Below are 19087 nucleotides of genomic sequence, written 5' to 3' on the forward strand. Positions count from 1 at the left end.
GCCGAAGCCGCCCCCGCCACCTGGGGCGCCCAAGCCGCCGCCGCCCCCGCCACCACCGGCGTCCGGTCCGGCATTGCCGCCCCCGCCCCCAGCGAAGCCGTCGGGTGGGCCGGTCCTGCCGCCACCACCGCCGGCCAAACCCAAGGCCTCCGAGTCCGAGGTCAGGGAGCTGGTCGCCCCCGTGACCGGGACGGCGACCGCGCAACCCGAAGCGGTCACCCCGCAGGAGGCGCAGCAGAAACCACCCCAGGTCCGCAAGCAGCCGCCGTCGAAGAAGCTCCAGCCCGGCGAGCTGGTCTGTGGCGAGTGCGGCGAGGGCAACCCGCCCACCCGCAAGTTCTGCAGCCGGTGCGGCACGTCCCTCGCCACCGCGACGGTGGTCAAGACCCCGTGGTGGCGCAAGCTCCTGCCCAGGCGCGGCGCGAAGGTGCGCAAGGCGGGCGAACGGTCGAAACGTCGCGGCCGGGGCGGCAAGTCCAAGCTCGGCATCGCGGTCAGCGCGACGTTCAGGTTCGCGCGCAGGGCGGTCGCGATCCTGCTCCTGCTGGGTGGCATCGCGTACGGGATGTTCGCGCCGTTCCGCGGCTGGGTGAACGAGCGCGCGGCGGAGACGAAGGGCACGTTCGAGCGGCTCGTCTTCCCGCAGTACGTCCCCGTGTCCGCCTCGGAGGCGCCAATGGCGTCGCTCGCGCTGCCCGACCACCCCGCCAACCTGGCGGTGGACGGTGCGTCCGACAGTTTCTGGGCGGCACCGATGGGCGCCGAGGAGCCGAACATGGTGGTGAAGTTCGACCGCACCGTCGACCTCGCGCGGATCATCGTCCACAACGGCGACGGCGCCGACTTCAAGGCGACCTCCCGCGCACAGAAGCTGCATCTCGTGTTCTCCACCGGCAAGACCACGGACGTCAGCCTCCAGGACCTGCCGGACCCGCAGACCCTGGAGATCGAGAACGCCGACGGCGTGTCCAGCGTGGAGATCCACGTGGTGACGACCTTCAAGTCGGTCACCGGCAACACACTGGCCATCAGCGAGATCGAGTTCTTCGAGGAGGTGTAGCCGTCGCGTGGATCGCTTACCCGAGTAGCGCGCCGAGGTCGATCGCCGCCCTGGCGAACTTGAAGCCCTCCGGTGGCACGCCTGCGGGGGAGTTGAGCCAGTCGCCCTTGCCGCGTGCGTGGAACTTCGCGTCGTCGAGCAGCAGCGACACGTAGCAGCCGTAGTCGATGGCGAACCCGTCGTACAGTGCGCCGGGATGGTTCGGATCGGCGATCCCGCGGCGCAGCAGGTGAAGCAGCCGTGCGTCGTGCAGATCCTCGACGACACCGGCGCGTTCGACGGCCAGCTGGTCGACGACGAACGTCCGCGCTCTCCGGTGCCCGACCACCTCGTCGACGAGCGCACGCAGCGCGGCACGCGCGTCCTCGTGCCCTCGGATGGCGGTCTGCTTGTCGCGCAGGTACCAGTCGCGGGCGGCGCGGCGCACGTCGGCGACGGTGATCGGCTTGTCGTGCGCGTGCTGCGCGGCGAGCGCGGCGATGTTGATCGCGTCCCTCGGCACGCCCTCCGCGGCGCGCACCAGCTCGGTGAACGCGGTGCGGCTGAAGTACTCGTCGACGAAACCGGTCACGTCCGATGGCGGGTCCCTGACCATCGTCGCGAGCCAGACCGCGGTGTGGTTGTGGAACAGCCGCGCGAAGAACTCCCGCGCACGGGCCGCGCTGTTGTCGAACACCAGGAACTCGTCCAGGTCCACCGACGACGCCGCGTCCGAGCCGACCTCGATGCCGACGTAGCCACCGGTCGCTGTCGGCGCCGCGAACCGGGACCGCCGCTCGATCGCCGCGATCTTGACGGTCAGCCCGCCCACCGGCAGCACCGCCCTTCGCAGCAGGTCCGCGAGGAAGGGCTGCAGATCCCTCGGCACGCTGCTCCACTCGTCGAGCAGCAGCCACAGCCGTGCGGGGGCGAGCGCACGGACGATGCCGCGCACGGCACGGCTGAGCGGCCCGAACATCACCTGGTGCCGCTCGACCCCGGTGCGCAGCAGCCTGCTCTGCGCGGACACCGACCGCTTGCTGCTCGCCGAAGCCCGCACGCCGGGCGAGGCCGACAGCGTCACCCCCGCCGACTGCGTCGTCTCCGCCTCGCCCGCGAACGTCGTCTCCCGCTCTACCTCCCCGACCACCTTCACGGTGGTGGCCGCCTCCGCGAGCGCGTCCAGCTCGCGGAGCAGGGCGGTCGGATCGTAGTGCTGGTCGCTCCGCCCGGACTGATGGTCGCTTGGCAAGTTCCGCCCGGACTGATGGTCGCTTGGCGAGGTTCGCCCGGACTGATGGTCGCTCCGCAAGCTCCGCTCCGAAACCTCCCGCTCCATCGCCACCGCGAGCAGGCCGTCGTGCACCTCCTCGAGCGTGTCGATGAGCAGCTGCGTGCCGCGCTCCGCCGCGGTCTGCGCGCTGTCGGCGTGGATGCCACCCGCCGACCCGATGGTGCGCAGGTCGACGTACACGGCCACGTCACCCATGCCGGCGAGCAGGTCGGACAGGTGCAGCAGCGCGTGCGTCTTCCCGGTACCGCGCCTGCCGTACAGGATCTGGTGATCGCTGGAGTGCAGCAGCGCCGCGAACGACCCGGCCTCGACGTAGGTCTTGGACACGGTGTGCCGAGCGGAGTTCTCGGCGCGCCGTGGGATACGCAGGAGCGCCTGGTTGAGGTGTTGCTGCCGACCTGTGACCAATCGCGCTCCCGGAGCAGGGTGCCGTGTCTCCACCCTGCACCTGTACCCGGGTGACGGGGAGCCGCCACCCGGGTGACGGTCAGTTACGAATCACGAAGTCCGCCGGGCTGACCGACGGGGACACGATCAGCACCGGTTTGGCGGCCGAGATCGCCGGATCGGTGCCGTCGATGGTCGCGACCACCGGGTGGGTGCCGATCGGGGACCTGGGCAGAATCAGCACGACCTTGCTGAAGGTGCCCGTGCCGTCGGGCTGGGCGGTGGCTTTCTCCACCGAGCCGGTGATCGTGATCGTCACGGGGCGGTTCGGGGCGAAGCCGGTGCCGGTCACGGTGATCGTGCGGCCCGGTTGTGAGACGCCGGGGGAGACCGCGACGGCGGGGGTGCCGCCGGTGCCCGTCAGGCCGATCAGGTGCGGGGTGTCGTCCGGCACGTCGTCGGTGAAGCGGAGCACCGCCGTCCTCTGGCCAATCCTCTGCGGCGAGAACCGGACGGTCACCTGACACGTCCCGTCCGGGGGCACCGGAGTGCCGGTGCACGTGTCCGACTCGATCGTGAAGTCGGCGGGTGCGAGTGGTGGGGTCACCACGCCGACACCGGTCACCGTCAGGTCCGTGCCGCCCGTGTTGGTCACGGTCACCGCCTGTGCCGGGTTGGCCGACAGCAGCAGCCGGTCACCGAAGTCCAGCGGGTCGGGGCTCGCCGCGAACCGGCCGTCCTCCGGCGGGATCTCCTCCTCGAAACCCTTGCCGCGCAACGGAACCGTGAACTCACGGCCGTCGCGCAGCCGCACCACCAGCGTGCCGGTCTGCTCGCCATCGACTTCCGGGGCGAACGTCACGGACACCTCGCAGCTACCAGTTTGTTGCAGCACAACGGTTTCCGTGCCGGTGCAGGTCTGCGCGCCGATGGTGAACACGGCCGAGTCGTCGACCACCAGCTCGGTCACCACGAGCGGGCCGAAGCCGACGTGGTCGAGCCGGACGACCCGGTCGAGCGTCTCGCCGAGCGTCACGTCGCCGAACTCGAGCGGCGTCGGGTCCGCGCGCAGCTCCGGGCGGAACGTCCGCACGAACACGTCGGTTTGCTCGTTGTCGTCCACCAGGTCCGGCACCAGGTCGGTCGCGTTCGAGTCGAAGCTGATCGTGGAACCGTTGCGGGACAACGACGGTGCGGCCGCGTCGTACGGCGGTGAGTCGTCGTCGCCACCGCACGTGGCGCCATCGGGCAGCGGCTGCGCGCAGTCCCTTCCTGTGCCGGCCGACGCGAGCGTGCCCGGCAGCCTCGGCTGCTCGTCGGTGAGCCGCTGCCGGTCGACGACCAGGTCCCGCACCACGACCTGGCACACGACCCGCCCGTCCCGCTTCTCCGAGACCGGCGGCAGCGCACGCCCGACGGAGTCCGAGTCGGAGTCGGTCACGCAGCTGTCGTCGTACAGGTCCAGCGCGACGTCGACGCCGTCGTGCACACCGGGGTTGTCGGTGACGAACGCGAGGAACCGGCCGTCACCCGACAGCGCGGGGCGGAAGCCGTTGACGACCTCGTTCCCGTTGTCCCGCGACGCGATGGCCGAGTCGACCGCGGTGCCGTCCTCCTGCACGCGCGCCACGTACACCGTCGGCTGGTCGGCGACCGAGCGCCAGCACCCGTCGTTGCAGACGTCGGCCCACTCCTCCGCCTCGAAAGCGATCGTGCCCCCGTCGCCCGAAATGGCGGGCGACGCCAGGTGCACCGTCCGGTCCGCCGACAGTGGCACGGGTTTGCCCGGCGTCGTGGTCACGTCCAGGTCGGCGCGGGCCAGCGTGCCTGTCCGCATGTCCTTGCGGATCACCGCGTGGAACGTGACCCAGGTCGGGAACTCGCCGTTGATCTCCTGCCGCTCGTAGTCCACGACCAGCACCACGAACCGGCCGTCGGCGGACACGTCCGGCTGGGCCTGGTAGAGCGTCTCCACCTGGCCGAAGTCCGTGCCGACGATCTGGACCGGACCCGCACCGTTCGCCGTGAGCGGGGCGGTGCGCACGATGTGGTGATAGCCGAGGTGGTCGGTGATCCGCTCGTCCTCCCACACGATGCGGCTCGCGTCGTCGGACAGCTTCGGTGCGAACGGTGCGTCGGTGCGGTAGTAGTCGCCGCCGCCTTCGACATACTGTGGCTCGTTCGCCCGGAAGTAGCGGTAGACGAGGCTTCCGTCCTCGCGTCGCTCGTCGAACGTCCCGTCACCGTCGGGGTCGCGGTCACACACCAGCAGGTCCTGGTCGGAGTCCGCGTCCTCGACGATGATGTTGTCGGCCTGCGTGACGAACGCGACGAAGCGGCCGTCGGCGGACACCGTCGGTTCGGTGCTGAAGCCGTTCGGCGCCACCTCGCCGTACTCCGGCTCCTGCTGCTGTCGCTTGCCGTTCAACGACAGCTTCGGTTTCCCCGCGAGCCGAGGCGGTTCGAAGGTGGGTGTCGTGGTGGTCGTCGTCGGCACGGGCGTCTCGGGCTCCTGCGGGCGAACGAACTGGCCGCGGCTGATCATCACCGTGCGGCCGTTGCGCAGGTCACGCACGTAAACGGCCTCGTTGTGGTCGTTCGGCAGCGTGTCGAGCCGCGAGTAGCTCGTGAACACGACGGTCGTGCCGTCCGAGGACAGCTCCGAGTACGCGCCGCCGCTTTGGGTGCTGTCGTCGGAGACGGATGCGCGTACGGTGGAGCCGGGCGCGGCCGCGGCACGTGCGGACGTGTTCTGACCGGACAGCAACACCGCGGCGGAAACGCCGACCATCGTCGCGGCGACGACCACGGCAACGGCACGCTTGCCGCGGAGCAGGGATACAGGCACGGGGGACCTCCAGATTCACCGCGCCCGACGGTATGTGGAATCGCGTGGCGCCGGTCCCGGCGCGCGGGTGGCGTAGTGGACGCCCGGGTGCGCCCGATGGGGCAGCCTGCGCCGCCCTGCCAGGCTCCCCCGCGCAAGCTGTCACCGGCGGGATACGCCGCGACACTGTTCTGCCATGGGAGCTACCACGTCGCTGGCCAACCGGCAGCTGTCCGTGACTCCGGGCCAGGCGGTCGAGGCGACGGTCCTGGTACGGAACAACGGCACACTGGTTGACCAGTTCACTTTGGACATTGTCGGCGACTCGCGGGAATGGGTCGAGGTCACGCCGCACGTCATGAACCTGATGCCGGGGCAGGACGGTGAGGCCACCGTGCGGTTCGCGCCGCCACGGGACTCGTCGGTGCCCGCCGGGCCGGTGCCGTTCGGCGTGCGGGTGCTCTCGCGCGAGGACCCGCCGAACTCGTCGGTCGCCGAGGGATCGGTTGATGTCGAGCCGTTCATGGACCTGCAGCTGGAACTGTCGCCGAAGTCATCACGGTGCCGTACCAAGGCCGTGCACGAAGTCGTCGTCGAGAACTCCGGCAACTACCCGATCCCGGTCGAGGTCGTGACGAACGACCCGGAGGAGCAGCTTCGGCTGTCGCTGGACCACAGCACGCTCACCGTGCAGCCGGGCACGTCCGCGTTCCTGAAGCTGAAGGCCAAGCCGTATGACCGGTTCCTGCGCGGCGCCGACAAACGGCTGCCGTTCGGGGTCACCGCGATCGCACCGGACCAGCCGCCGGTCAACATGGACGGCACGGTCGTGCAGCAGCAGCTGCTGCCGAAGTGGCTGCTGCCCGCGGCGGTCGCGGTGCTCGCGGCGGCGGTCGTGCTGGCGGTGCTGTGGTTCACGCTCGTCAAGCCGACCGTGCAGACCGCGGCGCGCGAGGCGGGCAAGTCGGCGGCCGAGAAGGTGCAGGCCGAGCTCGAGGACAAGGTCGAGCTCGCCGAGCGGCGTGCGGTGGCGGCCGAGGAGCAGGCCGCCGCGGCGGACAAGAAGGTCGACGAGATGGCGGCCGGTGGCGGTCCCCCCGAGGGCACCGGCGGCGGTGGCCGGGGTGCGACGACCGACGACGATGGCGTGGACATCTCGGGAGGGTCCGCTGTGGACTTCCGGATCACGACCGACGCGGACGCCCAGGCCGACCCGGCCGAGTTCGAGTCGTTCAAGGTGCCGGCCGGGGTCATCGTGCCGGAAAAGACGCTGGTGCTGACCGACATCATCCTGCAGAACCCGCGTGGCGACAGTGGCACGCTCGCCATCAAGCGCGGTGACAACGTGCTGTACGCGACGGGGCTGCAGAACTTCCGCGACATGGACTTCCACTTCCTGGAGCCGTGGACGTTCAGCCCCGACCAGCCGCTGACCGTCGAGGTCAGCTGCCAGCTGCCGGGCGCGCCGGAACCCGCGACGGGCAAGTGCTCGCCCGCCGTGTCCTTCTCGGGCAGGCTCTCGGGCCCGACACCCAACTGAGTAGTCCATTTCGGGGCCCCCGACACGGTCGGGGGCCCCGCTGTGTGCCCGTGTGGACACGGTCCGTGGTACGGACGGGCAAACTCGGGACACCAGTCCCATGTGCCTGGGACGCACGTTCGGGCAATGTTCTCGGTGCGCGGGTTCGACGTGCTGGGCGTCGAGTCGGGGGCGTGCTAGAGAGCGGAAGAATTGATGTTGGAGCAAAGCCGTATCCCGGTCGTAGTGCGAGCGACCGACCCGATCCTGCAGAGCGGTGTCCAGATGGCACTCCGCACGCGGCAGGAGGTGTGGCTGGTCGACGAGGAGACGGCGTCCCCGGAGGCGGTCGCGCTCGTGGTGACCGACCGGTTCGACGACCGGGGGGCACAGCTGTTGCGCACGTTGCAGGTGCGGGGGTTCACCAGGGTGGTTCTCATCGCGGGGGAGCTGGAGGACACGGAGATCCTGACGGCCGTCGAGGGCGGGGTGTGCGCGGTCGCCCGCCGCGCCGACACGACGCCGGACCTGTTGGTGCGACTGATCAAGGCCGCCGCCGTCGGTGAGGGCGCACTGCCGCCCGACATCCTCGGCCGCCTGCTGAACCGGGTGTCCCGTCTGCAGCGCCACGTACTGGAGCCCCGTGGTCTGCACCTGGCCGGCATCACGAACCGGGAGACCGAGGTACTGCGCCTGGTCGCATCCGGACTGTCCACAAAAGAAATCGCGGACAAACTCTGCTACTCACAGCGCACAGTAAAAAGCATCCTCCACGACGTAACAAACCGCTTCCAACTAAGAAACCGCTCCCACGCCGTAGCCTACGCCCTCCGCGAAGGCCTAATCTAACCCCACCCACCCCACCCCAACCCACCCCAACCCCCACGAGCCCGCATAAAAACCCGCGAGTCCACGGTTCAGAACCCGCGAGTCCACGGTTCAGAACCCGCGAGTCTTCGGTTGGGGACTCGCGAGTCCACGGTTGGGGACCGCCGAGTTGGCGGTTCCGTTCGGCGCTGTCGATGACGGGGCGAATCGCCAACTCGCGGGTTCCGAATCACCAACTCGTGAGTTCTGAACCGTCAACTCGCGGGTCCCGAACCGTAGACTCGCGGGTCCCGAACCGTGGACTCGCGGGTCCCCAACCGTGGACTCGCGGGTTTTCAGGTGTGGACTCGTTGGGTGGGGGGTTATTGGCCGTTGGTGGTTTCGCCTAGGCCTGCTTTGCGGGCTCGGACTATTGCTTGGGCGCGGTCGGCTACGTGGAGTTTGGTGAAGATGCTCGAGACGTGGTTGCGGACTGTTTTCGGGGATAGCGACAGGCGGCGGGCGATGGTCGAGTTGCTCTCCCCGTCCGCGATCAGCGCGAGCACCTCGCGCTCCCTGGAGGTCAGCTCCGGGAACACCGTGTCCGTCTGCGTCATCGGGCCGCTGTTGAAGAACCCGAGCACCCGCGTCGCGATGTCCGGCCCGAAGATCGCCTCGCCGCGGCCGACCGCGTGCACCGCGCGCACGATCTCCTCCTGACCCGACCCCTTCAGCAGGTACCCGCGCGCCCCGGCCCGCATCGCCGCGAACACGGACTCCGTGTCGTTGAACATGGTCAGCACCATCACGCCGGTGCCGGGCCGCTCACCGACGATCTGCCTGGTCGCCTCGATGCCGTCGATGTCCGGCAGGTGCAGGTCCATCACCACGACGTCCGGCTCGAACGTCCGCGCCGCCGATACCGCGTCCCGCCCGTTCGCGGCCTCACCGATGACATCCAGCGACGGCTCGGCCGCCAGCACCGTGCACAGCCCGAACCGGAACAGCGGATGGTCGTCGACCACCAGGACACGCAGCCTCGGTACCGGCTCCTGTGTCGGCTCCATCAACCGCCCTCCTTCGGCAAGGGAAGCGTGGCGAACACCCGCGTCCCGCCTTCCCGCTCCGCTTCCACCAGACACTCCCCACCCAGCTCCGTCGCCCGTTCCCGCATCGACGACAGCCCCACGCCGCCGTTAGTCACGGCGGGCAGCCCGACCCCGTCGTCGACGACCTCGATGTGCAGGTCGTCGTCCACCCACAGCCGCACCGCGCACGAACTCGCCGCCGCGTGCCGCGTCACGTTCGTCAACGCCTCGCAGATGATCCGGTACGCGGCCACGTCCACCGGCGCCGGGAGCTTCGGCATGCTCGACGGCACCTCCAGCACGATCGTCACGCCGTCCACCGACGAGTCACTGCCCGCCGTGCGGCTCGCGAGCGCGCCCGCGTACTCGCGGATCGCCGGGATCAGCCCGATCCGGTCCAGCACCGGCGGCCGCAGCCCGTGCGCGAGCCTGCGGATCTCCACGATCGCGGCCTGCAGTTCGTCCCGCAGCCTGCCGAGCAGCTCACCGGTCGGCGAGGTGTCCCCGACCGTCCGCTTGCTCACGTCCAGCCCCAGCGCCACCGCCGCGAGCGTCGGGCCGACCCCGTCGTGCAGCTCGTGCAGGATCCGCCGGCGCTCCATCTCCCGCGCCCGCACCAGCCGGTCGCGGCTGCGGCGCAGGTCGCGGGTGAGGCGCGCGGTGTACACGGCGGCACCCGCGTGCCGCGCGACCTCCGCGAGCGCGATCCGGTCCGGCCGCGTCAGCTCCCGCAGCGCCGACCGCCTGCCCACCACGAGGTTGCCGACCCGCTCACCGTGGAACGTCAGCGGCATCCGGTGCAGCTCCCCGGTCGGTGTGCCGACGCTCGCGGCGGTCTCGCTGCGGCCACGCGCCTGGATCTCGATCGCCATGTACGGCAGCCGCAGCGCGGCGGACACGGTCTCGACGATCTCCGGCAGCATCGTCGACGCGGTCGGCGTGTTCTCCAGCCGCGACGCGAGCGCCGACACCACGCGGTACGGGTCGTCCCGGTCGCCGTAGAGCCGCCGGTTGATCAGTGCCTGAAGCCGCCTGCGCACCGGCTGCGACAGGACCGCGATGCCCGCCACCACCACCGCCTGCCACCACACGCTCGTCACCGGCCCGAACAGCGCCGACCAGGTGGACACCACCGCGACGTACACGCCGACCGCGCCGATCGTCAGCGCCCCGTACACGACGGTGCGGCTGACCGCGACCTCGATGTTCAGTGCCCGGTACCGCAGCACGGCCGCCGACATCGCGATCGGGACCGCCATGTACGGCAGCGCCTGCATCTCGTACGGCACGAGCGGGCGCCCGTTGGTGATGACAGGCACCACCCAGATGGCGAAGTACGCGACCACGCTCCCGATGAGCGCCGCCAGCAGCCACAGGAGCGGCTTGCGCGTCGGTTCACCACGCCGGCCGCGGTACTTGCGGACCAGCACGGTGACGATCAGCGGCGGGTACACGAACAACGTGGGCAGCACCGGCACGACGAGCACGTGGACCCGCTCGAGCGGCTCGCCGAGCACGGCGAGCGTGCCGAGCCAGACCAGCCCGTACAGCACCAGCGGCCCGGCGTACCCGCCCGCGATCAGCCATCGCTGCTTGCGCGTGACCGTGGTGGCGGGAAACGCGATGGCGAAGTGCAGCACCGCACCCCACAACAACGCGAACGCGACCTGCCCGGTGAAGTGCCCCCAGAACTGGTACCCGGCGACGAGGTCGACGGCCATCAACGGGAAGAACCCGGCCCCGGTGATCGCGACGATGCCGATGGCCGAGGTCAGCAACGTGGCGTGCGCGGCCGGATCGCGCGGCCGAGCCCAGAACACGGTGACGCTCGTGGTGACGAGCAACGCCGTCACCAGCAGCATGGGCCACCAGCCGCGCATGGCGTGGAGGAGCGGGAAATTCTGCAGCGTGACCTGCAGTACGAGGGTCTCCCCACCACGGTCGACGAGGTAGGTGAGCGTGTCACCCGCCGCCACGCGATGTCCGCCGGGCAGGTGTTCGGCCCGCTCGGCAAGCCGCTGTCCGTCGATCGCGAGGATCTCGTCGCCCGGCCGCAGCACGCTCCCGCGCGTCGCGTCGGAGACGATGATGTGCCCGATGGAGACAGCACTCACCGCAGGGCTGACGGTGGCACCGTCCGTGGGCGAAGTGGCCCTGGACCAGACGCACCAGCCGGCCACCCCGAAGAGAAGGAAGGTGAGCAGTAGGAGCGAGGCGGGTACACGCCGCGCGCCCGCCGGGCCGATCACTCCAGGATCATCCCCCACCGCCGAGGCTCACGACAGGGCATTTCGGCACCGCTGCCCGATAGTGCGCCATTGAATGACCGGCCGGTTCGGCGATCCGAACCGGCCGGGTCGCTATTTGTCGTCCGAAGTGGACCGTTCCGGCGCGGGGGGAGCGGCGGGCAGCTCCGACAGTGGGGTCGGCTTCGCCGCCTCACCGGCCGGAGCCGAGGGCGGGGTCACCGGAGCCGGAGGTGGCGTCGCCGCGGGGGGATCGGCCGGTTCGACCGGTGCAGGGGTGGCGGGCGCCGGAGGAGTGCCGGGCGCTGCGGGAGCGCTGGGTGCTGCGGGAGCGCTGGGACCCGCGGGAGCGCTGGGACCCGCGGGAGTGGCGTGCGCAGGAGTGCCGGGCGCGGGAATGCCGGGGGCCGAGGGAGCGGTGGGCCGCTCGGCGGGTGTCGCCGATTCGGCGGGCGCCTTTGTCGCCGGGGCGGCGGGTGGCTCGACCGGTGCCGGGGAGACCGGCGCCGGGGGAGTGGCGGGCGCCGAGGGAGCGGTGGGCCGCTCGGCAGATGTCGCTGACTCGGCAGGCGCGTCTGTCGCCGGGGTGGCGGGTGGCTCGGCCGGGGAAGGCGCTGCGGGCGAACCGGCGGCGAAAGCGGGCGAACCGGTTGCCGGGGTGACCGGTGACTCGGCGGCGGCCGCCCATGCGGCCGGCGAGTCAGCCGCCGAGGTGGTCGCCGGAGTGACCGGTGCCGCGGCACCCGGAGCGCCGCCTGCCGCGGTGGCCCCGCTGACCACCTGCGTCTGCGCGGAATCGTCACCCTGCACCTCGGTGGGCCGATCGACGGCGGGCGCATGGACAGGCATCTGCGGCCGGTACCCGTACGGCGCCGGGAAACCCATGCGCGGCGTGTTCGGCTCCACCCGTACGTCGCTCGGCTTCTGGCCGACGTGTACCAGCACCACGGCGACCAACCCGAGCAGGAGACCGGTGAGCGGCAGCCACAACCCGAGCCCCGCGGTGAACTCCAGCGTCTCGCCGGCCTCCAGCTCCTGGTCGTTGTACTGCTCCATCTGATTCAGCAACGAAAGCAGCTGCAGCACGGTCGCGCCCGCGAGCACGCCGACGCCCGCCGAGATCAGCGAGCGGGCACCCGACACGGAACCGAACGTCCTGGTCCGCGCGGCCACGAAGGCGAACACCGCGCCCATCACCAGCAGCGCCGCCGCCAGCACGAGCGCGAGCCCGGCCAGGAGGCTCTCGTCGTCGATCGGGCTGGTGCTGCCGTCGTCGGCGAAGCCCCACCACGTCGTCTTCGTGGCGTAGACCGACGAGTCGCCGTCGATCTCGATGCTGTTGCGGAAGGTGGAGACGGCGCCGAACGAGCCGCCCACCACCAGGCCGGCCACGACCAGCGTCAGCACACCGGCCACCAACGTGGTGAGACCGCCTCTCGACTTCTGCGGCATGGGGGCGCCCATCATGGGTGCCATGGGCTGGTACGGCCGGTAGCCAGGTGCGGGCTGAGTCACACGCGAATGATGCCAGTGCCCGGAAGTGAGGCTTTCGTCGCCCGAACGGTCACCCGCGGCCCACTGCCAGGCCGTCCCGCGACCTGAACTACTGAGGTCATGAGTGAGACCACCGTCGTGCTCGGCGCGGCCATCTTCCGCGACTTCCGGCTGTTCGTCGCGCGTCGCTCGCAGCCGCCGTCGATGGCGGGGTTCTGGGAGCTGCCCGGTGACGAGCTGACGGGTGACGAGCGCGGCACGATCGAAGACCTGTTCACCACCGAGTTCGGCGTCGCGGTAAGCGCGGTCGACCAGATTCTGGGCAGTGACCGCGTGCTGATGAGCTGGCGGGACGCGGACAACAACTCGGTCGACGCCGTGCTGCGGGTGTGGCGCTGCCAGTTCCCAGCGGAGGTCACGTTCGAGGAGGGCGAGCCCCGGCCGAACATGCACCGCTACGACGACATCAGCTGGGTGCCGGTCGAAGAACTGGACTCGGTAGGCCCATGGCGGGACGAGGCACGGATCGCCGCGGGAGAAATCGCGGACTGGTTCCTCAGCGACGCACAGTGGCAACGCGCGGACTAACCCCCACGCTCCAAACCCCGCGAGTCCACGCTTGGGAACCCGCGAGTCCACGGTTCAGAACCCGCGAGTCCACGGTTCAGGACCCGCGAGTCCACGGTTGGGGACCCGCGAGTCCACGGTTCAGGACCCGCGAGTTAACGGTTGGGGACCGCCGAGTTGGCGGTTCGGCGCTGGTTGAAGACGGGCGACTCGCCAACTCGCGGGTCCCGAATCGCCAACTCGCGGGTTCCGAACCGAAGACTCGCGGGTTCCGAACCGTGGACTCGCGGGTTTTCGAGCGGGGGGCGTGGGGGCTTGGGTGGGGTTCTGGGGGAAGCCGTTGCTACTGCGAACGTCACGTTTCGCGTTTGAAGCCCTCTTCTCTGTTAGTGCGGTGAGCGGCCCGCGCGAGGGCCAGGCCGCTCACCGCCAGTCATGAACTGCTCCAGCATGAGCGACTTCCACTCCGTGAGCAGTGCGGTCCGCCGCTTCGCTTCGCCGCCGATCATGGCGTCCAGGGCCAGCCCCCGGATCAGGTTCACGGTCAGCAGCAGCAACGTCTCCGTGCGGCGTTCGTCGAAGTCCGCGCCCACGATCTCCCGGTAGAACTGCAGCGTCGCGTGGCCGAGCGCGCGGTCCACCGGCAGCAGGCTCCTGCGCAGCTCGGGGTCGGTGCGTGCGGCGACCCACAGCTCGACGGCCGCGGTCGACAGCGCCCCCGAGTACGCCTTCCACAGCTGGTCGATGCCCACCTCGATGCGTTCCTGACCGGGTGGCAGCTCGGCCGTCGCGTCGAGGATCTGCGCCGACAGCCGCGCGAACAGGTGCTCCAGCGCGCTGGTCATCAGCTCGGCCTTGGTCGTGAAGTGGTGCTGCTGCGCGCCGCGCGACAGGCCGGCGCGCTGGCAGATCTCCTGCACGGTGGTGTGTGCGTACCCCAGCTCGACCAGGCACTCGACGGTGGCGTCGAGCAGCAGTTCGCGGGTGCGCTCGCTGCGTTCGGCCTGCGTCCGGTGCTTGCGGGCGGTCGGGCTGGGCATGTTGCTCCTCTGCTTTACGTGCAGGTCTGCACGCAGGTACATTCAAGCGAGACTTTACATGCCATCCGGATTGTTTTTGGAGTACTCATGCCGCTCACCCAGCGTTCTTCCTGGTTGGACAAGGATCTCGACTCGTTCCGCGAGCTCGCGCACTCGTTCTGTCAGAAGGAGCTGGCCCCCAACCACGAACGCTGGTCCGAGCAGAAGCAGGTGGACCGCGAGCTGTGGAACAAGGCGGGCGAGGTCGGCCTGCTGTGCCTGTCGATCCCGGAGGAGTACGGCGGCGGTGGCGGCACGTTCGCCCACGAGGCGATCCTGCTGGAGGAGCAGGCCAAGGCAGGCGACGACGCGTGGGGCAACTCAGTGCACTCCGGCATCGTCGCCCACTACATCAGCTCGTGCGGCACCGAGGACCAGAAGAAGCGGTGGCTGCCGAGGCTCGCGTCCGGCGAGCTGGTCTCCGCGATCGCGATGACCGAGCCCGGCACCGGCTCCGACCTGCAGAACGTGAAGACGAAGGCCATCCGCGACGGCGACCACTACGTCATCAACGGTGCGAAGACGTTCATCACCAACGGCGCGCAGGCCGGGCTGATCGTCGTGGTCGCGAAGACCGACCCCGGCGAGGCCGCCAAGGGGGTGTCGCTGCTGGTCCTCGAGACCGACGGCGCGGAGGGTTTCCGGCGCGGGCGGGTGCTCGACAAGGTGGGCATGCACGGCCAGGACACCTCGGAGCTGTTCTTCGACGACGTGCGCGTGCCCGAGGAGAACCTGCTCGGCGGGCAGGAAGGGCTCGGGTTCATCCAGCTCATGCAGCAGCTGCCGCAGGAGCGGCTGATCATCGCGGTCGGCGCGGTGGCGGCCATGGAGAGCGCGGTCGAGCAGACCATCCGGTACACCAAGGAGCGCACGGCGTTCGGCCGTGAGATCTTCAAGTTCCAGAACACGCGGTTCAAGCTGGCGGAGGCGGCGACCGAGGTCGCGGTGAGCAAGGCGTTCCTCGACCAGAGCATCGAGCGCCACCTGAAGGGCGAGTTGGACGTGACCGGCGCGGCGATGGTCAAGTGGTGGACCACCGACCGGCTCTCGCGGGTCGCCGACGAGTGCCTGCAGCTGTTCGGCGGCTACGGGTACATGAACGAGTACCCGATCTCGCGGGCGTGGACCTCGGCGCGGGTGCAGCGGATCTTCGGCGGCACCAACGAGATCATGAAGGAACTCATCTCCCGCACGCTCTGACGGCCACGCTTTCTCGACAAGGGGACCCATGGGACCGCTCGCATCACTGAAGGTCGTCGAGCTGGCCGGGCTCGCGCCCGCGCCGTTCGCGACGACCGTCCTGGCCGACCTCGGGGCCGAGGTGGTCCGGGTCGACCGCGCCAAGCCGGGCTTCGACGTGCTGGCCTTCCCCGACGACCCGTTGTCGCGGTCGCGGCGGTGGATCGGCGTCGACACGAAGAATCCCGAGGGCCGCGACATCGTGCTGCGGCTGGTCGAGGAAGCGGACGTGCTCATCGAGGGTTTCCGGCCGGGGGTGACCGAGCGGCTGGGCCTCGGCCCGGACGACTGCCTCGCCCGCAACCCCGGCCTTGTCTACGGCCGGATCACGGGCTGGGGCCAGGACGGTCCGCTGGCTCAGGCTGCCGGGCACGACATCAACTACATCGGCCTGGCCGGTGCTCTGGAGCCGATCGGGCGGGCGGGTGAGCGGCCGGTCCCGCCGCTGAACCTGATCGGCGACTTCGGTGGCGGCGGCATGCTCCTCGCCATGGGGGTGCTGGCGGCGCTGGTCGAGCGGTCGGTGTCGGGCCGGGGGCAGGTGGTGGACGCGTCGATGGTCGAGGGTTCCGCCCTGCTGACCACGGGCATGCACGGGCTGAAGAACATCGGCATGTGGAGCCGGGGCCGAGGACAGAACATGCTCGACGGCGGCGCTCCCTTCTACGACACGTACGAGACGTCGGACGGCAAGTACGTCGCGGTGGGGGCGATCGAGGAACGTTTCTGGGGCGACCTGGTGAAGGTGCTGGAGGTCGACCCGGAGTCGGTGGCCGGGCGGCTGGACCCGGAACAGTGGCCCCAGGTGCGGGAGGTGCTGGCCGCGGCGATCAAGGCCAGGACCCGCGACGAGTGGACCGCTGGAGCCGAGGGCACGGACGCGTGCCTGACCCCGGTGCTCGACCCGGCGGAGGCGTCGACGCACCCCCACAACGTCGCGCGTGGTTCGTTCGTGTCGCTGGACGGGCATCTGCAGCCGAGTCCGGCGCCGAAGTTCTCCCGCACGGCGGCCGCGACGCCGAGGCCTCCGGTGGAACCCCGGTCGTCCACCACCGAGGTACTCACCCACCTGGGGTACGAACTGTCAGAAATTGACCGATTGCGCACGAATGGTGTCATTGCGTAAATCAGGGTGACACCCGGATGTGTGAACAGGGTGTGTCCACATAGTCTCCGCGTCATGACCTCCACAGGGCCTGAGAAAACCGCGCCGGTGACGATCTTCGTCGACGGCACGTCGGGGATCAGCGTCACCGGCACCCTGGACGCGACCACCCTGGCGGAGCTGAACCGCTCGGTGGCGGACTTCTTCGAGGCGACGGACACGTCGGAACTGGACGTGCTGACCCTCGACCTGAGCACGGTGTCGGCCTGCGACCACACGGTCTCCGCCGCCGTCCGCCACGCCCAGTCCGTCTGCGCGGAGCGCGCGGTGGCCCTGCGCGTGGTCCCGAGCGAGGCGGTACGACAGGTCATGACAGCCCGCCACTGACAACGAAACCCCGCGAGTCTTCGGTTCAGAACCCGCGAGTCTTCGGTTCGGAACCCGCGAGTCCACCGTTCGGAACCCGCGAGTCTTCGGTTCGGAACCGGTGAGTTGGGGATTCGGTCCACCGGCAGGTGTCAGCCGAACGCGCCGTGCCTGCCCTCGCCCCCGGCGAATCGGGCCGCGCCGGCCAGTCCTTCCGCCAGCGCGCGCCCGCCGTACGCGAACTCCGTCGCCATTGGGTCGGGCGCCTCCCACTGCGCCAGCGCCGACGCGCGGTCCGACCGCAGGCACGTCTGCGGGAACGCCGCCAGCGCTCCGGCCAGCTCCTGTGCCGAGGACAACGCCGTACCGGCGGGCACGACCCGGTTCGCCAGCCCCATCGCGAACGCCTCGTCGGCGTCCACCGGGCGTCCGGTCAGGATCATGTCGAGAGCCCGGCTCTGGCCGATGAGCCTCGGCAGCCGCACCGTCCCGCCGTCGATCAACGGCACGCCCCACCGCCTGCAGAACACCCCGAACACGGCCGTCGTGTCCGCCACCCGCAGGTCACACCACAGCGCCAGTTCCAGCCCGCCCGCGACGGCGTGCCCGTGGACGGCCGCTATCACCGGCTTCGACAGCACCATCCGCGTCGGCCCCATCGGCCCATCACCGTCAGCCATGGGGGTGAGCTGATTACCTCTTTCGGTGCCCACTGACTTTAGGTCGGCACCCGCGCAGAAGCCCTCGCCGACGCCGCCGAGGACGGCCACGGCCGCCGAGTCGTCCGCGTCGAACGCGCGGAACGCGTCCGCCAATGCCGTGGCAGTCGGTCCATCCACCGCGTTGCGTGCCTCCGGGCGGTTGATCAGGACGGTGGTCACCGGGCCAGACCTCTCGACACGGACTGTTTCCACCACGTGTTACCTCCTCGCTGGTTTGGACGAACAGCGGCCAAGACGCTGTGCGCGACGGTGTACGCACCGTAAGCTGGGCCCAGCCATCTGCATGAACGGATGCCGCAGCGCATGCTGTATGGATGAAACCCGGGGCAGACGGGCGATCAGTGGGGTAGTAGGCGGACGGGAGAGTCTGATGAACGCGAAGAAGGCCATGATGCTCGTGGCCGTAGCGCTGATCCTGTTCTACGTGATCACACAGCCGACCCAGGCGGCGGAGGCCGTGCAGGGCATCCTCGGCTGGTTGCGGGATGGCGCGGAAGCCATCATCACCTTCATGAAGAACCTGTTCGCCTGATCCAGTAGCAACGCGAAGCGCCGCCTGGTAAGACCTCCGGGCGGCGCTTTCCCATGTCTTGGCCACGGCAGATCACGGAACGTGACTGCCCTCCAGTGATCTACGCGCCACATTGGACCGTACGGGTGGATTCTGGCCTCGTACCCCCAGTTGGCGGGCTTTCGTCGAGATCAGGTCTGGCGAATTGTCGGTGGTGGCCTTTACGGTTCCCGCATCGACTTTCCGCGGGGCAGTCCGCAGTTCTCGAGGAGGCAGGATGCTCGACGATCCCGGTGTGGATGACCTGGTGCGGCAGTGGACCGAAGACCACTCGAAGGCCGCCGAGTCGGACGAGATCAACCGCATCACGTCCGAGTGGCTCGCCGATGTACCGGTCCAGACGCAGGGGATCCCCGGCCAGCGCGCACGCGGTGGCAACAACCCCTGGGCCTCCGTCGAGGCAACGGACCCCCGGTTCTTCGCGGCCATGCGTGAGCGGCTGCCCGGCGTCCCCACCGAGCTGATCTCCGCGGCGGCCGGCTGGTGGCAGATGGTCGGCGGGCTCGCCGAGGCCAAGGAGTGGTGGGACGCCGGCATCAGCCCGCTCGACCAGCGCGCGCTCGACTACCGGGCCGCCGGCCTCGCGCCGTCGGACCTCAACCGCAGGCTCGGCCCGCTCACGGTCCTCGACCACCTCCGCCGTGGCAGCGCCCCGGCCTGGTGCGTCAACCGGCTGCAGCGCCAGAACGAGCGCCGGTCGGCCTGATCTTGTTCGTAACGTTGTGGCACGGCCGTCG

General features: G+C 70.0%; 16 protein-coding genes. 9 read left to right on the forward strand and 7 right to left on the reverse strand.

Going from position 1 to position 19087, the window contains the following annotated elements; all coding sequences use genetic code 11:
• Positions 1–1060: NADase-type glycan-binding domain-containing protein (locus WBA97_RS09225; RefSeq protein ID WP_424230310.1), on the forward strand; the 1060-nt coding region annotated here is incomplete at its 5' end.
• A gap of 16 nt (positions 1061–1076) precedes the next feature.
• On the opposite strand, the gene WBA97_RS09230 is transcribed toward WBA97_RS09225, so the two are convergent.
• Positions 1077–2741 carry a hypothetical protein gene (locus WBA97_RS09230; RefSeq protein WP_424230311.1) on the reverse strand — a complete coding sequence of 555 codons (1665 nt, stop codon included), beginning with the start codon at positions 2739–2741 and terminating at the stop codon, positions 1077–1079.
• 79 nt (positions 2742–2820) lie between these two features.
• Positions 2821–5568 (reverse strand): choice-of-anchor D domain-containing protein, encoded by a 2748-nt coding sequence (locus WBA97_RS09235; RefSeq protein ID WP_424230312.1) that lies wholly within the window; start codon positions 5566–5568, stop codon positions 2821–2823.
• Positions 5569–5743: 175 nt separating this feature from the next.
• On the opposite strand from WBA97_RS09235, the gene WBA97_RS09240 reads away from it, so the two are divergent.
• Positions 5744–7087, forward strand: coding sequence for a hypothetical protein (locus tag WBA97_RS09240; RefSeq protein ID WP_424230313.1), 1344 nt, complete (start codon positions 5744–5746; stop codon positions 7085–7087).
• A gap of 195 nt (positions 7088–7282) precedes the next feature.
• Entirely contained in the window at positions 7283–7915 is a 633-nt protein-coding gene (locus tag WBA97_RS09245; protein WP_424230314.1) for a response regulator transcription factor, read from the forward strand.
• 341 nt (positions 7916–8256) lie between these two features.
• Here the strand turns inward: WBA97_RS09245 and WBA97_RS09250 are convergent, their stop codons facing one another.
• The 3 genes from WBA97_RS09250 to WBA97_RS09260 form a co-directional block, all read right to left on the reverse strand.
• Positions 8257–8940: a response regulator gene (locus WBA97_RS09250; protein ID WP_424230315.1), complete on the reverse strand. Its 684-nt coding sequence runs from the start codon at positions 8938–8940 to the stop codon at positions 8257–8259.
• Positions 8940–11075: a histidine kinase gene (locus tag WBA97_RS09255; protein ID WP_424230316.1), complete on the reverse strand. Its 2136-nt coding sequence runs from the start codon at positions 11073–11075 to the stop codon at positions 8940–8942. The genes WBA97_RS09250 and WBA97_RS09255 overlap by 1 nt, the downstream gene beginning before the upstream one ends.
• A gap of 246 nt (positions 11076–11321) precedes the next feature.
• Positions 11322–12722 (reverse strand): hypothetical protein, encoded by a 1401-nt coding sequence (locus WBA97_RS09260; RefSeq protein ID WP_424230317.1) that lies wholly within the window; start codon positions 12720–12722, stop codon positions 11322–11324.
• Positions 12723–12821: 99 nt separating this feature from the next.
• Here WBA97_RS09260 and WBA97_RS09265 point away from each other — a divergent pair, with 99 nt between their 5' ends.
• Positions 12822–13289, forward strand: a complete 468-nt coding sequence (locus WBA97_RS09265) for a hypothetical protein (RefSeq protein WP_424230318.1) — start codon at positions 12822–12824, stop codon at positions 13287–13289.
• Between the two features lie 365 nt (positions 13290–13654).
• Here the strand turns inward: WBA97_RS09265 and WBA97_RS09270 are convergent, their stop codons facing one another.
• The gene (locus WBA97_RS09270) at positions 13655–14308 is read right to left on the reverse strand and encodes a TetR/AcrR family transcriptional regulator (RefSeq protein ID WP_424230319.1); all 654 of its coding nucleotides are present in this window, start codon (positions 14306–14308) and stop codon (positions 13655–13657) included.
• Positions 14309–14395: 87 nt separating this feature from the next.
• On the opposite strand from WBA97_RS09270, the gene WBA97_RS09275 reads away from it, so the two are divergent.
• Genes WBA97_RS09275 through WBA97_RS09285 form a run of 3 tightly spaced genes read left to right on the forward strand, consistent with a single transcriptional unit; the run spans position 14396 to position 17078 of the window.
• Complete coding sequence (locus tag WBA97_RS09275) at positions 14396–15547, forward strand: acyl-CoA dehydrogenase family protein (RefSeq protein WP_424230320.1); 1152 nt, start codon at positions 14396–14398, stop codon at positions 15545–15547.
• Between the two features lie 28 nt (positions 15548–15575).
• Complete coding sequence (locus WBA97_RS09280) at positions 15576–16712, forward strand: CaiB/BaiF CoA transferase family protein (RefSeq protein WP_424230321.1); 1137 nt, start codon at positions 15576–15578, stop codon at positions 16710–16712.
• Between the two features lie 54 nt (positions 16713–16766).
• Positions 16767–17078, forward strand: coding sequence for a hypothetical protein (locus tag WBA97_RS09285; protein WP_424230322.1), 312 nt, complete (start codon positions 16767–16769; stop codon positions 17076–17078).
• 131 nt (positions 17079–17209) lie between these two features.
• Here the strand turns inward: WBA97_RS09285 and WBA97_RS09290 are convergent, their stop codons facing one another.
• The gene (locus WBA97_RS09290) at positions 17210–17974 is read right to left on the reverse strand and encodes a crotonase/enoyl-CoA hydratase family protein (protein WP_424230323.1); all 765 of its coding nucleotides are present in this window, start codon (positions 17972–17974) and stop codon (positions 17210–17212) included.
• Between the two features lie 175 nt (positions 17975–18149).
• On the opposite strand from WBA97_RS09290, the gene WBA97_RS09295 reads away from it, so the two are divergent.
• Together WBA97_RS09295 and WBA97_RS09300 are read left to right on the forward strand one after the other, a co-directional pair.
• A complete protein-coding gene (locus tag WBA97_RS09295) occupies positions 18150–18311 on the forward strand; it encodes a hypothetical protein (protein WP_424230324.1) in 162 nt (53 codons plus the stop codon).
• Positions 18312–18567: 256 nt separating this feature from the next.
• Positions 18568–19056: a helix-turn-helix transcriptional regulator gene (locus WBA97_RS09300; RefSeq protein WP_424230325.1), complete on the forward strand. Its 489-nt coding sequence runs from the start codon at positions 18568–18570 to the stop codon at positions 19054–19056.
• Positions 19057–19087: the final 31 nt, after the last annotated feature.

The sequence above is a fragment of the Actinophytocola sp. genome (assembly GCF_049647105.1).
In the GTDB taxonomy this organism is placed as follows: Bacteria; Actinomycetota; Actinomycetes; order Mycobacteriales; family Pseudonocardiaceae; genus Actinophytocola.

Coding starts and splice junctions, on each gene's coding strand:
- WBA97_RS09240 (WP_424230313.1), top strand. CDS start 5,744: ATGGGAGCTACCACGTCGCTGGCCAACCGGCAGCTGTCCGTGACTCCG.
- WBA97_RS09250 (WP_424230315.1), bottom strand. CDS start 8,940: ATGGAGCCGACACAGGAGCCGGTACCGAGGCTGCGTGTCCTGGTGGTC.
- WBA97_RS09270 (WP_424230319.1), bottom strand. CDS start 14,308: ATGCCCAGCCCGACCGCCCGCAAGCACCGGACGCAGGCCGAACGCAGC.
- WBA97_RS09275 (WP_424230320.1), top strand. CDS start 14,396: ATGCCGCTCACCCAGCGTTCTTCCTGGTTGGACAAGGATCTCGACTCG.
- WBA97_RS09280 (WP_424230321.1), top strand. CDS start 15,576: ATGGGACCGCTCGCATCACTGAAGGTCGTCGAGCTGGCCGGGCTCGCG.
- WBA97_RS09285 (WP_424230322.1), top strand. CDS start 16,767: ATGACCTCCACAGGGCCTGAGAAAACCGCGCCGGTGACGATCTTCGTC.
- WBA97_RS09295 (WP_424230324.1), top strand. CDS start 18,150: ATGAACGCGAAGAAGGCCATGATGCTCGTGGCCGTAGCGCTGATCCTG.
- WBA97_RS09245 (WP_424230314.1), top strand. CDS start 7,283: ATGTTGGAGCAAAGCCGTATCCCGGTCGTAGTGCGAGCGACCGACCCG.
- WBA97_RS09300 (WP_424230325.1), top strand. CDS start 18,568: ATGCTCGACGATCCCGGTGTGGATGACCTGGTGCGGCAGTGGACCGAA.
- WBA97_RS09265 (WP_424230318.1), top strand. CDS start 12,822: ATGAGTGAGACCACCGTCGTGCTCGGCGCGGCCATCTTCCGCGACTTC.